This is a genomic window from Pedobacter sp. W3I1 (assembly GCF_030816015.1).
In the GTDB taxonomy this organism is placed as follows: Bacteria; Bacteroidota; Bacteroidia; order Sphingobacteriales; family Sphingobacteriaceae; genus Pedobacter.
Map to the genome: position 1 here is coordinate 6,198,913 of NZ_JAUSXN010000001.1, position 13,133 is coordinate 6,212,045.

The window sequence follows — 13,133 nt, forward strand, 5'->3', positions numbered from 1 at the left end:
CTGAATTTATTTCAGGATCTGGCTTGATAGATACTGAAACGAGTCAGCATGACGATTCTATCTAACTATTTTTTCATTTCCAATGGTGCCTCTACCAGCTTATCTTTTCCGTAAATAAAATCTTTACGTAAATAATCAGCAGGTACAATCGGGCCATCTAAGTAAATTGCCTCTTTTGGACAAGCCTCTTCACACAATCCACAGAAAATGCAACGCAACATATTAATTTCGTAAGTTGCTGCATATTTTTCCTCGCGATATAAATCTTTCTCCTCGGGTTTACGTTCTGCAGCAATCATGGTAATGGCTTCAGCCGGACAAGATAAAGCGCACAAACCACAGGCAGTACAACGCTCTTTACCATTCTCATCGCGTTTTAGCGAGTGCATCCCCCTAAAGTTGGTCGAAAATTCGCGTTCTACTTCAGGATATCTTATTGTTGCCTCTTTCTTAAATAAGTGACTGATAGTGATGCCCATGCCCTTGGCAATTGCCGGTAGGTACATCCGCTCCATAAAGCTCAATGGCTTTTGTTCCAGTACTTTTTTCTTATTACTTAATGATTCCATAATTAAAACTTCTCAATAATCGCAATCACAACCCCTGTTATTATAATATTGGCAATAGCCAAAGGTATTAAACCTTTCCAACCTAAATTCATCAATTGATCGTAACGGAAACGAGGGATTGTCCAACGTACCCACATGAAGAAAAAGATGAACGCACATATTTTACCGAAGAAAACTGCCGTACCAAAAAGTGGTGCCCAGGTTGGGCCTAACCACACCGCCATCGAATCCATACCAGGGTAATTATAACCGCCCCAGTATAAAGCCGCCATTACTGCAGATGATACGAACATATTGATATACTCAGCAAACAGGTAAAATCCTAATTTCATTGAGGAATATTCGGTATGATAACCACCGATTAATTCCGTTTCACATTCCGGTAAATCGAATGGCGCACGGTTAGTTTCGGCAAAAGAACAAACCATAAAGATTAAAAATCCAAGTGGCTGATATAATACATTCCATCTCCAGCCATGTTGCTGATCAACAATTTCCTTTAAGCTTAAAGTATTGGTCATTAAAAGCAAAGCGATGATTGATAATCCCATTGCAATTTCATAACTGATGTTCTGTGAAGCTGCACGGATCGCACTTAACAAAGAGTATTTGTTGTTAGAGGCCCATCCACCAATCATTACACCATAAACACCTAAAGATACTACGCCGAAAATGTATAAAACACCAACGTTGATATCTGAAACCTGCAGTGGAATAGTTTTGCCAGCAATTAAAACAGGGCTACCCCATGGAATAACTGCAGTACCGATACAGGCACAAAGCAAAGCCAAACCGGGCCCAGCGATAAATAAAAATCTGTTTGATGATGTCGGAATAATCTCCTCTTTCATAAACATTTTTAATCCATCGGCCAATGGTTGTAAAATACCAAAGGGACCAGCTCTATCCGGACCTAAGCGATCTTGTAAATATGCAGCAACCTTACGTTCTGCATAAGTAGAATACATGGCAATAACTAAACTGATGCCGAAAATTACAGCTACCAGGATAAATTTTTCTATAACAAAAGCGCTATCCATTAGTATTTAACTGTTTTATGTAATTCAATTTCATTTGCAGCTTGTAATGCCTCATTTGGCTGAATAACATGCAAAGGTTTTAATGTTTCGTAGTGGTTAGATGCAATTACCGAAGTATCATCAATGTGCGTTGGGTGTTCAATTACCCAATCAGCAGTTGCTTTTTTATCAAAGCGGCAAGTATTGCAAATAAATTCTTCTACTTCACCAAACTGATCTTTACGTGCAGTAACACGTAAAACATCAGCTCCTTTATACCAAAGTGTTACTTTACCGTTGCATTTTTCGTGATCGCAATCGCGGTGCGCATCAACTGGCTTGGTAAACCAAACACGGTTTTTAAAACGGAAAGTTTTATCGGTTAAGGCACCTACAGGACAAACATCGATTACGTTTCCTGAGAAATCGTTATCAACAGCCTGGGTAATGTAAGTAGAAATTTCAGAGTGATCGCCACGGTTTAAGATACCATGTACACGTTTATTAGTAATCTGATCAGCAGTGAAAACACAACGGTAGCATAAAATACAACGGTTCATGTGCAACTGGATCTTATCACCTATATCGATGCGCTCGAAAGTACGACGCTCAAACTCATACCTTGTTTTTTGCAAACCATGTTCGTAGCCCAAATTCTGCAAATCGCACTCTCCTGCCTGATCGCAAACAGGGCAATCTAAGGGGTGGTTAATCAATAAAATCTCTACAACGCCTGCACGTGCTTCCAAAACTTCTGGTGAAGTAATGTTAAGCACTTCCATCCCATCCATTACGGTTGTGCGGCAAGAAGCCACCAACTTTGGCATTGGGCGAGGATCTTTCTCCGAACCTTTAGTCACTTTTACAATACAGGTACGGCATTTACCGCCACTGCCTTGTAATTTAGAATAATAGCACATTGCTGGTGGAACAATATCCCCTCCGATCTGCCTTGCAGCATTCAGAATGGTTGTTCCGTTATCAACCTCTACTGTTATCCCATCTATCGTAACCTTAACTTTTTCACTCATGGTTAATGATATTCTTTTTTTTATCTCGCCTTGGTTCGTGTCTCCACGAACCAATTCTATTTTATATTATTTCTCTTTCGAGGTTTTGTAACCAATTTCTTTTCTTGGTTGTGCTTTCTGTTCTAGTAGCTCATCAAAATACCTGAAGATCACTTCAATATTTTTATCTTGGTTATCTACCTTCTTTTTAATCTTTTCTACTTCTAATCTTATTTCTGTATTGCTTAAAAGCATCGTTCTAAGCTGTACAAACACATCAATAATTTTAATACTTACTTCTATCGCCTGTTTGCTTTTTAAAACGTTTGATAGTTGCAAAATACCATGCTCGCTAAATGCAAACGGAAGATACTTTGAATATTTTCCTTGTTCTAAGGTCACAAATTGTGACCTTAGAACTTCATTTTCTTCTTTCGTCAATTCGAACATAAAGTGTTCTGGAAAACGCTCTATATTTCTTCTAACTTGTTCTTTTAATCTTTTAGTCTCAACGCCAAAGAGCTCTGCCAAATCAGAATCTAACATCACCTTAACTCCTCTAAAAAGATATATTTTATTAACTATTACTTCGTTGGGGATGATTGCTGGTGATATTTCTTCTTTCATTTACATATTCATTGTGTTAAGTTATTCTTTTAAGGTCGCAAAATGCGACCTTAGAATTTGCATTCATAAACTGTGATGCCTTATATTCTATTTCTCTTCCGTTACCGGAGCTTTTTCAATCGGGGTTGCATAATTTGCAATACCGTAGTTTTGGCTCTGACTTTTAACCGGTTCTTTAATGTGCCATTCAAATTCATCCCTGAAGTGACGGATTGCACTGGCTACTGGCCAAGCTGCTGCATCACCCAGCGGACAGATTGTATTTCCTTCAATTTTGCGTTGAATATCCCACAATAAATCAACATCTTCCATGCTGCCATGGCCGTGTTCGATTTTGTGCAACACTTTTTCCATCCATCCGGTACCCTCACGGCAAGGCGAACATTGTCCACAGCTTTCGTGGTGATAAAAACGTGAAAAATTCCAGGTATTTCTAACGATACACTGATCTTCATCAAAAGCGATAAAACCACCTGAACCCATCATGGTTCCTGTAGCAAATCCACCTTCTGACAACGATTCGTAACTCATTAAACGAGGCTCGCCGTTGGCATATTTCAAGGTTAAATTAGCAGGTAAAATTGGCACAGATGATCCACCTGCAACCGTTGCCTTTAAACGTTTACCATTGGCAATACCACCGCAATATTCATCCGAGTAGATAAATTCTTCTACAGGTAAACCCAATTCGATTTCGTAAACACCTGGTCTTACTAAATTACCCGATGCCGATATTAATTTTGTACCTGTACTTCTACCGATACCAATTTTTGCATATTCATCACCACCATCGTTAATAATCGGTACAACTGCTGCAATCGACTCAACATTATTCACCACAGTAGGGCAACCATATAAACCTGCAATTGCCGGAAACGGTGGTTTAATACGTGGATTACCTCTTTTACCTTCTAACGATTCTAACAAAGCAGTTTCTTCACCGCAAATGTAAGCACCACCACCTGGCTGAACATATAATTCTAAATCGTAACCTGTTCCTAAAATGTTTTTACCTAACCATCCGGCAGCTTTAGCTTCAGCAATTGCTTTTTCTAAAATGCGGATCTGTGGCATCATTTCGCCACGTACATAGATGTAAGAAACCTTGGCACCTAATGCGAAACTTGATACAATCATTCCCTCAATTAAAGCATGGGGAATATAGGTCATTAAATAACGGTCTTTAAAGGTTCCTGGCTCTGATTCATCAGCATTACACACCAAATAACGTGCAACACCTTCTGGTTTAGCCAAAAAGCTCCATTTCATTCCGGTTGGGAAACCCGCACCTCCGCGACCGCGTAAGCCCGATTTCTTAACTTCTTCAACAATTTCTTCAGGTGTTAAAGTTTTAAGGGCTTTTTCCACAGCACGATACCCGCCTTTTTGGCGATAGACTTCAAGTGTATTGATGCCTGGTACGTTTATATGCTCAAGTAACAGTTTTCGAGACATTTTAATTAGTCTATAGTCTGTAGTCCATAGTCCTTAGTCCAAAATCATAACGACTCTCGACTTAAGACTCTCGACTTAGGACTTATTTTTCAAATCTTCAATCAATTTATCTACACTGGTTTCAGTAAGGTTTTCGTAGAAAGTATATTCCGGGCTAATTTGTAACACCGGTCCGAAACCACAGGCGGCTAAACATTCAACTCCTCTAAAGCTGAATAAACCATCGGCGGTAACTTCACCTTCTTTAACACCTAACTTGTTTTCCAGGTGGCTTAATATTTTTTCGGCTCCAACTAAACAGCATGGACCGGTACGACAAACTTCCAAAGCATATTTGCCTTGTGGCTTTAAGAAGTACATGCTATAAAATGTTGCTACCTCGTAAACTTCAATTGGCTGAATATTTAAATATTCAGCAACTTTATCCATTGCTGATGTACTTACCCAAAGGTATTCTGCTTGTACCATGTGCAAAAGTGGTAGCAAAGCTGATTTGCTCTTATCTGCCGGATAACGGCTCTTTACATCATCAAATTTGGCTAGCAATTCTGACGAAAACACTACAGGTGTTTGTTCTTCTACTTTAAGCATCTAATTCTCCTGCAATAATATTCATACTACTCATGTTGATAATGGCATCAGACAATAACATGCCTTCGCTCATTGGTGCAAACATTTGGTAGTTTATAAAACTTGGCCTGCGGAAGTGTAAACGGTATGGTGTACGGCCTCCATCGTTAATCAGATAGAATCCTAATTCACCGTTTCCGCCTTCTACAGCGTGATAAACTTCTGCTTTTGGTGCATCAATCTCACCCATCACAATTTTGAAGTGATAGATCAATGCCTCCATATTGTTGTAAACTTCTTGTTTTGGAGGAAGGTAAAATTCAGGAACATCGGCATGGAAAATACCTTTTGGCTCTGTTTTTAACTTCACAAGCGCCTGTTCAACAATGCGAAGACTTTGCCACATCTCTTCGTTACGTACTAAATACCTATCATAAATATCACCGCTTGTACCAACCGGCACTTCAAAGTCGAAATCCTGATATGAAGAATATGGATCGCTTACACGAACATCATAATCTACACCGGTAGCACGTAAAAGCGGGCCGGTCCAGCTGTATTCTAAAGCGGTTTCTTTAGTTACCTCTGCAACACCCGCGGTTCTGTCAATAAAAATACGGTTACGTGTTAACAGATTTTCGAACTCTTTTAATGCTTTAGGGAATTCTTTTAAAAACTTATCGATTTTAGCAAAGGCAATATCATTGAAATCTCTTTCGAAACCACCGATGCGGCCAATATTTGTGGTTAAACGTGCGCCACAAACTTCTTCGAAGATTTCGTAAATATGCTCACGGAACTGGAAAAGGTATAAGAAAGTGGTGGTTGCTCCCGTATCCTGACCAATAATCGTGTTACAGATAATGTGATCGGCAATACGCGAAAGTTCCATAATGATTACCCGAAGATAATCTACACGTTTCGGCATCTGAATGTTTAACAGCTTCTCAACCGTCATATGCCAGCCCATATTGTTAATAGGCGACGAGCAGTAGTTTAAACGATCGGTAAGTGGGGTAATTTGATAAAACGGGCGATGTTCGGCAATCTTTTCGAATGCACGGTGAATGTACCCAATAGTAGAAACGCCGCTTACAATACGTTCGCCATCTAATTGCAAAACGTTCTGAAAAACGCCGTGTGTTGCAGGGTGTGTTGGGCCTAAGTTTAGGGTTACCAGCTCACTTTGCGGGTCGTTATCTGTAAATACCGGATGGTTATGATTCATAGTTTACCTTCCAAAAAATTCGTCTTTTTTATCTACTCTGTTCGGATCTTCCAATGGATATTGTTTCAACATTGGATGAACGCCTAAATCATCCATATTTAAAATACGGCGTAAATCAGGGTGACCTTCAAATTTAACCCCAAACAGATCATAAGTTTCGCGCTCCATCCAGTTGGCACCTTTCCAAATAGTTGTTGCTGTAGGAATAGTTGGATTTTGCTCTGAAATGAAAACCTTAATCCTAATTCTAACTTTCCCCACCATGTTGTGCAGGTGGTAAACCACTGCAATACCATGATCTTTACCAGGATAATGAACCGCGGTAATATCGGTTAAGAAATTAAAACTTAAATCGTTTTTAAGGAACGATAATACATTGATGATCACATCTTTATAAGTTACAAAGGTTAATAAACCATAAGGCTCAGAAATGGCAGTAACTTTTTCGCCGAACTTTTCAGTCAGCTTAACGTGGATATCATTATTTAGGGTCGTTTCTTCCATTACTTAATGCCGTATTGACCTAAAAGTTCTTTGTAATAATCAGAATTCCTTCTTCTGCCTGATTCGCTTTTCACTAAATCCTGAATACGTTGGAAGCCATCTAAAATAGCTTCAGGTCTTGGTGGGCAACCCGGAACGTAAACATCCACAGGGATAACCTCATCAATACCTTGCAATACGGAATAAGTATCGAAAATACCGCCACTACTTGCGCAGGCACCTACCGCCATTACCCAACGTGGCTCTGCCATTTGGATATAAACCTGTTTTAATACCGGGGCCATCTTTTTAGCGATAGTACCCATAACCATTAAAACATCAGCCTGACGGGGAGAAAAGCTCAGCCGCTCGGCACCAAAACGACCTAAATCGTAGTGAGAACCCATGGTTGCCATAAACTCGATTCCACAACAAGAAGTTGCGAAAGGTAATGGCCATAATGAATTTGAGCGGGCTAAACCAATCACTTTATCAAAAGAAGTGGCAAAAAAGCCAGATCCTTCTATGCCTGGAGGCGCATCAACTATATTAATTTCACTCATGTTATAAACAAAAAATGCTCATCCCTTTGCAGAATGAGCAACAAATTTACAATATTTTAAAGGCAAACAAACTAGCTTTACTCGATTTAGAATCTTTCTAAATAATTAAAAGAGCCCTGAGTTAGTGTAAGTGATACACATTCGGTTTGCAGTTTTTAAACCGAGAACTATTAACTGCCAATTGTGAACTGAAAACTGCCAACTGACTAGTTCCAGTCTAAAACTTTTTTCTTGATCACGTAGATAAAACCTAGCAACAATGTACCCATGAAAATGAACATTTCGATCATTCCATCCATTCGTAATGTACGGAAATTAACCGCCCAGGGATACATAAAGATAACCTCCACATCGAACAGTACAAATAAGATGGCTACTACAAAATATTTGATAGAGAAGGGCTGACGGGCATTACCTACTGATTTAATACCAGCCTCAAAAGTTTCTAACTTATCACTCGTTTTACGTTTTGGGCCTAAAAAGTGGGTAGCAACCAATGTGGTTACCACAAAACCTAAAGCAACAACTACTTGAAATATAATTGGTAAAAAATCTATAGAGGAACTTTGCGCTTGCATAATTTTTATTTGTGATGCAAAAGTAAAAGAAAAAGGCAGAGTAACCAAACTCTGCCTTTTCTAAATTATTTAACTTTCGAATTATTTGCCTTTACCTTTTGGAGCTGGAGCAGCTAATTCTTTTAACTTAGCTGCGGCGAAAGTTCCACTAGGATATACAGCTACACTTTTGTTAAAATATTCTTTCGCTTTTTCTTTATCTTTATAGTAGTAAAAACCACCAATAGTATCATAAGCTTCTGAAAGTTTTTTAGCATTTGCAGTAGCTAATTCTGGTTTTTCAGTTATTTTTTTAATGTATTCTTCATAGAAAGGAAGCATCAGACCTTTAGGCTCTTTTTCATCATCCAATAAGCTGTTAATACGTGCTCTTGTTAAATATGCATCATAAGTTTCTGGAGCTAATTGTGTTACTTTAGCAATTGAAGAATCAGCTTTTACTAAGATATCTTTTGAGGGATTTTGTTTTGCAGTTAATTTTGCTGCGTAATCAAAGTAATTCGCCATTGCATTATAGTAATAGTTATATAAAGCTCCTTTTCCGTTAGGATTAGCTTTTATAGCTTTCTCATAAATTTCAGATGATTTAGCATACTTTTTAGCATCGTAAAAACTTTTAGCAACTTCAGCTAGTGCATCAGCATTGGTTGAATCTTTTTCTACAGCTTTAGTGATATTGATTAATGCTAAACTATCTTGACCAGCTTTTAATTGAGCTTTACCTAAATATAAATAATCAAAGGCAAGAATTTTGTTTGGATCTTTTTCTTTAGCAAAAAAATCATTCATACTTGTAAGTGCGGCTGGATAGTTTTTATTTTCATAAGCTGCCCAACCCTTCATTCTAGAAACAATTGCACTTTTAGGATCATTAGCAGGGGCTTGTATCGCTGTTGCTACTTGCTCTAAAGTTGGAAAATCCTTTGCATAAAATAAGAATTGAGCATAACGCAATTGAGATTCCAAAGATTTATCAGTTAAATCCATGTATTTTTTGTAATTCTCAATAGCTTTTTTTGCTTTTTCTTTATCTGTACCAAAGCTACTCCATTGTAAATATAACTCACCTAACTCGCGGTAAGCCGGACCATAGTTTGCATCAGCAGCAATTACATCTTGTAATTCTTTTTCGCCTTCAGGAAAAGCTCTAGACTCTTTATACATTTTGCCAATTTGCGTTTTAGCTCTTCTGTTGTTTGGATCAACATCACCAACACGCATGTATGGACCTAATGCCTCAGAGTTTTTCTTCTGTAAAGCATAGGCATCACCCAGTGCTAAGAAAACTTCAGCATCTTTATCTTTAGAATCTAATTCGTCTGCTTTAGTAATGTTGGCCAAAGCATTAGTGAAATCAGGTTTAGATACGTCATCGCTAGGTTTATCCTGTGCTAAATAGGCTTTACCGATATACAAATAAGTTTTGTAATCTTTCGACGCCAAAGCTACTGCCTTGTCGAAGTTCGTTTTAGCAGAACTTGGGTTATTAGATAACATATCTGCTTCACCTAAACCGATTAAGTTTAAGTTGTTTTTCGGATCAGCGGTAACACCTTTGGTAAATACGGCTCTAGCAGAGTCGATGTAACCGGTTTTTAAGTAAACCAAACCAAGATTGTAATAGTTATTACCATCTGATGCTTTTGAACTCACCAATGATTTAAGCATTGATGATGCTTTTTGATACTGCTCCGCGTCGATGGCTTTTTTCGCGTCATTTAAATCTTGAGCAAAAACTGCAGAACCCATCAACACCAAACCTACATTTAAGGTTATTGCTTTCTTTAAAATTTTCATCGGATATTCTGTTTTTTTATTTAATAAAAATGAAGTGTCTCTTTAGATTTACTTCGTGGTTCAATTTATAATTTTTAATTTAATTTCCTTTTGTCAGGTTAATTTGTCTTGGCATTAATTTATGTGGACCAAGTCCAGATTTAAGTACAATTAATTGTCCCCTCTGACTTCTTAACCATGTTGCAAATCCTGTGCCTAAACCATCTCTTCCTTCGCAATCTATAATATTTATATTTCTTAGGAAAGGATAAACACCGTTGATTAAGTTATCTTGAGTTGGTTTATAGAACTGATCATCTCCTACCTTGCCTTTTACATTCTTTACGCCCAGGACTTTTATCTGAGAAAGGTATTCACTCATCTCTGTATCTTTACCCGTGATCCAATTCACGCCCAAAATACCAATAAAATTTTTATCTTCTGCAATAAGTTTAATTACTTCTTTGCTGGAATTTTTAGAGTAAACACCTGTAGCTGGAAATTGGCTGATATTAGCCAGTTCTTTAAAATATTGAAAGGTACTTGAATAAGCGTTATCAAAGACCAATTTTTTATCTGATTTCTTCCCCCGTAATATATCAATCACATCTTTAACGTTAATTGTACTGTCAATATTGCCCTGATTTGTAATTAAAGCAATACCATCTACAGCAAATCGTGAGGTGTTTATTTTTATACTCCGCTGGTTATAATATTTTTCTTCGGCCTTGGTTAATAACCTTGGCAACACAATTACCCTTACACTATCGTTTAAAAATACAGGTAAAAGTTTTTCTTCCGGCTTTACTGTAGTTTCGATTTTTGCCTGTGGATAATCCAGACTGAATATATCAATCTGATCCTGCACAATAGGGCTAACGCTTTCATCAACCAGCATTTTAAGTGTACCGCTTGTGCGGGTTTCTTTAACTGCTTCAGTCTTGTTTTTACGCTTACAGGCTACAAGGGCCAGGATTAAGAATATAAAAAGGAAATTTCTCATTGATTAGTCTCGCCTGCTTAGGCTTAATAGTCTTACAAAAGCATAAATAATTAAGAAAATTCCAATCGCGATCCTACCCCAGTGCGGAATAGCGCTCAAGCGTAGGGCTATTGGTTCCCAAAAGATAAATGCAAGCCCCAATACCACATAAAAGACGAACATGATAAGGCCTAAAATGAGCAAAAACCGCTGTTTAGGCGATTTTTGCTTAAAAATATCAAAATTTAACATCTACTATTAGTTCAATGTAAAGTTAACGTTGATGTTGTATTTTACCCTTACCGGCTTACCATTTTGGATACCTGGGTTCCAACGTGGACTAGCTTTCAATACACGGATGGCTTCTTCATCAGTTCCGCTACCCAAACCACGGGTAACTGTGATATCAGTCAATTTACCATCTTTTTCAACAACGAATGATAAAAACACTTTACCTTGAACGTTGTTTTCCTGTGCCATTGGCGGGTACTTTATTGCTTTACTTAAGTATCCATAGAACTTAGAGATACCTCCAGGAAATTCTGGTTGCTTCTCGATACTAACAAAGTCGTAAACTTTATTATCATCAACCGCAACAGCAGCTTCTCTTTTTGGTCCTTCACCTACCGGTTCAGCGATAACAATATCAGCTGTTGGGTCACCTTTGATATCTCTCTGACCTGGATCTGCTTCCTTCAACTTTTCAACCGTAGGTGGTTCATCACGAACCTCGATATCAGGTTTTACAATTGGAGGTGGCATTTTCACCTGGTCAACTTTCGGTGGCGGCGGCTCTACCGGTGGTGGTGGTGGTGTTTTAGGATCTACTGGTGGTGGTGGCGCTAAAATTACTTCCTGTGCTTTTAATTGCTCATCTTCATGCTCCATTGAGCCTTTAATCAGGCTATAGATTTTAGGTGAGAAAAATAACACTAGAAATATTACAGAGCCAATAATTAATGCTTTTGTGGTGTTTGCACCATTGGTTTTACGCAATTGGTACGCACCATAGCTTTTGTTTTTATCCGCAAAAACCACTTCAAGCCATTCTTTTCTGAATATATCTAACTTCGACATAACTATTGGTTTTTATTGATTATAAAATTCCTTGTTCCTTCATGGCCTGTTTCTCGTTATCAAGGATATTATCATCATCAATCTGACGAACCTTAACTTTAAGAATTTCCAATTCGTCCATAATATCAACAAAGTTCTGGAAAGTAGATCCTGAGGTTGGCTTTACCAACACAACAAAGTCTCCAGCCACGCCAGAAGCATCAGCAGTTTTTCTATTTTTAACAATAGATTCGCCAACTTGTGATACAGATTCGATATTTGGAGCAGTTTCACCTGCTACGCCCATGTACCAAGCTACCTTATCTTTTTTACCCAATAAGATGGTCATGGTTTTACTTGCTTTCAGTTCTAATCTGTTTTCAGGTAACTTTTCGTTTTTATCTGGTTTTGCAATATCCATCGCCTGTGGTGTAGATATTGATGTAGTTAAGATAAAGAACGTTACCAAAAGAAACATTAGATCCACCATTGGAGTCATATCAACCCTTGGTGTGGCTTTCTTCCCGCCTGTATTTAATTCTGCCATTTCTTATTTCTTTTTAGCTTCAGCGTTAGTAACCAATAAAAATTTGTTTACACTTTGCTTCTGAAGCACATCAATAATCTTTTTCACAACTGGATATTCTTCTTTAGCATCACCTTTGATACTCACACGCATATCCTGATTATTTATTTCTTTAGTTGCTTTACGAGCATTAAGAACCCACGAGTTTAATTGATTATCGGTAGAATCGGTAGGGATACCAGTTTGTACTCCTGGTTTCATGCGGTCTGACCCATTCATTGCGATAAATCCTTTTAAACTTGCAAACGGCACACCGAAAGTTGATATTACTGAGAAACGTTGAAGTTCTTCAGGTGTAAACTTTACACTGTATTGCTCGCCCATTAGTTCTAATGTTCTTCTTCTTACGTTATTTCCTGCTACTTCAAAGAATACCTTACCTTGTCCGATTGTTAAAATCGCATTATTTTCTGCCGGTACTTTAAACTCATACGTAGATGAGGGTGTAGAAACGGCCAGAGGTTCTGGTTGCCTTGCTGTAGCAGTTAAGATGAAGAAAGTAAGTAACAATGATGCCACATCACACATGGCCGTCATATCTGTTACTGTACTTGTTCTTTTAACTTTAATTCTAGGCATAATATTTTTTACTAGTTTTTAATAATGATGATCTTTTTTCCGGTTTTCCATA

Annotated in this window: 15 protein-coding genes; all 15 read right to left on the minus strand. The window is 38.0% G+C overall.

The annotated features are described in order from the left end of the window. Positions 1-65: 65 nt before the first annotated feature. On the minus strand, positions 66-569 hold the full coding sequence (locus QF042_RS25420; RefSeq protein ID WP_025146332.1) for an NADH-quinone oxidoreductase subunit I: 504 nt from the start codon (positions 567-569) through the stop codon (positions 66-68). 2 nt (positions 570-571) lie between these two features. Further along, on the minus strand, positions 572-1,609 hold the full coding sequence (gene nuoH, locus QF042_RS25425) for an NADH-quinone oxidoreductase subunit NuoH (RefSeq protein ID WP_029274749.1): 1,038 nt from the start codon (positions 1,607-1,609) through the stop codon (positions 572-574). Further along, positions 1,609-2,619: a 2Fe-2S iron-sulfur cluster-binding protein gene (locus QF042_RS25430; RefSeq protein WP_029274750.1), complete on the minus strand. Its 1,011-nt coding sequence runs from the start codon at positions 2,617-2,619 to the stop codon at positions 1,609-1,611. Before QF042_RS25430 ends, nuoH begins: the two co-directional genes overlap by 1 nt. Positions 2,620-2,685: 66 nt before the next feature. Next, the gene (locus QF042_RS25435; protein ID WP_307532940.1) at positions 2,686-3,225 is read right to left on the minus strand and encodes an ORF6N domain-containing protein; all 540 of its coding nucleotides are present in this window, start codon (positions 3,223-3,225) and stop codon (positions 2,686-2,688) included. Between the two features lie 87 nt (positions 3,226-3,312). Then, positions 3,313-4,680 carry an NADH-quinone oxidoreductase subunit NuoF gene (gene nuoF, locus QF042_RS25440; RefSeq protein WP_307532941.1) on the minus strand — a complete coding sequence of 456 codons (1,368 nt, stop codon included), beginning with the start codon at positions 4,678-4,680 and terminating at the stop codon, positions 3,313-3,315. A 75-nt stretch (positions 4,681-4,755) separates the two neighbouring features. Then, the gene (nuoE, locus tag QF042_RS25445; RefSeq protein WP_307532942.1) at positions 4,756-5,271 is read right to left on the minus strand and encodes an NAD(P)H-dependent oxidoreductase subunit E; all 516 of its coding nucleotides are present in this window, start codon (positions 5,269-5,271) and stop codon (positions 4,756-4,758) included. Continuing rightward, positions 5,264-6,478 carry an NADH-quinone oxidoreductase subunit D gene (locus QF042_RS25450; protein WP_307532943.1) on the minus strand — a complete coding sequence of 405 codons (1,215 nt, stop codon included), beginning with the start codon at positions 6,476-6,478 and terminating at the stop codon, positions 5,264-5,266. Before QF042_RS25450 ends, nuoE begins: the two co-directional genes overlap by 8 nt. Positions 6,479-6,481: 3 nt before the next feature. Continuing rightward, on the minus strand, positions 6,482-6,982 hold the full coding sequence (locus QF042_RS25455) for an NADH-quinone oxidoreductase subunit C (RefSeq protein WP_307532944.1): 501 nt from the start codon (positions 6,980-6,982) through the stop codon (positions 6,482-6,484). Continuing rightward, positions 6,982-7,524, minus strand: a complete 543-nt coding sequence (locus QF042_RS25460) for an NADH-quinone oxidoreductase subunit B (protein ID WP_307532945.1) — start codon at positions 7,522-7,524, stop codon at positions 6,982-6,984. Before QF042_RS25460 ends, QF042_RS25455 begins: the two co-directional genes overlap by 1 nt. Positions 7,525-7,730: 206 nt before the next feature. After that, the gene (locus QF042_RS25465; RefSeq protein WP_307532946.1) at positions 7,731-8,102 is read right to left on the minus strand and encodes an NADH-quinone oxidoreductase subunit A; all 372 of its coding nucleotides are present in this window, start codon (positions 8,100-8,102) and stop codon (positions 7,731-7,733) included. 81 nt (positions 8,103-8,183) lie between these two features. Next, positions 8,184-9,899, minus strand: a complete 1,716-nt coding sequence (locus QF042_RS25470) for a hypothetical protein (protein ID WP_307532947.1) — start codon at positions 9,897-9,899, stop codon at positions 8,184-8,186. A 79-nt stretch (positions 9,900-9,978) separates the two neighbouring features. After that, positions 9,979-10,881 carry a PstS family phosphate ABC transporter substrate-binding protein gene (locus tag QF042_RS25475; RefSeq protein ID WP_307532948.1) on the minus strand — a complete coding sequence of 301 codons (903 nt, stop codon included), beginning with the start codon at positions 10,879-10,881 and terminating at the stop codon, positions 9,979-9,981. Between the two features lie 237 nt (positions 10,882-11,118). Beyond that, entirely contained in the window at positions 11,119-11,937 is an 819-nt protein-coding gene (locus QF042_RS25480) for an energy transducer TonB (protein ID WP_307532949.1), read from the minus strand. Between the two features lie 19 nt (positions 11,938-11,956). After that, positions 11,957-12,463, minus strand: coding sequence for a biopolymer transporter ExbD (locus QF042_RS25485; protein WP_131028084.1), 507 nt, complete (start codon positions 12,461-12,463; stop codon positions 11,957-11,959). A 3-nt stretch (positions 12,464-12,466) separates the two neighbouring features. Beyond that, entirely contained in the window at positions 12,467-13,081 is a 615-nt protein-coding gene (locus QF042_RS25490; protein WP_307532950.1) for a biopolymer transporter ExbD, read from the minus strand. Between the last annotated feature and the right edge of the window lie 52 nt (positions 13,082-13,133).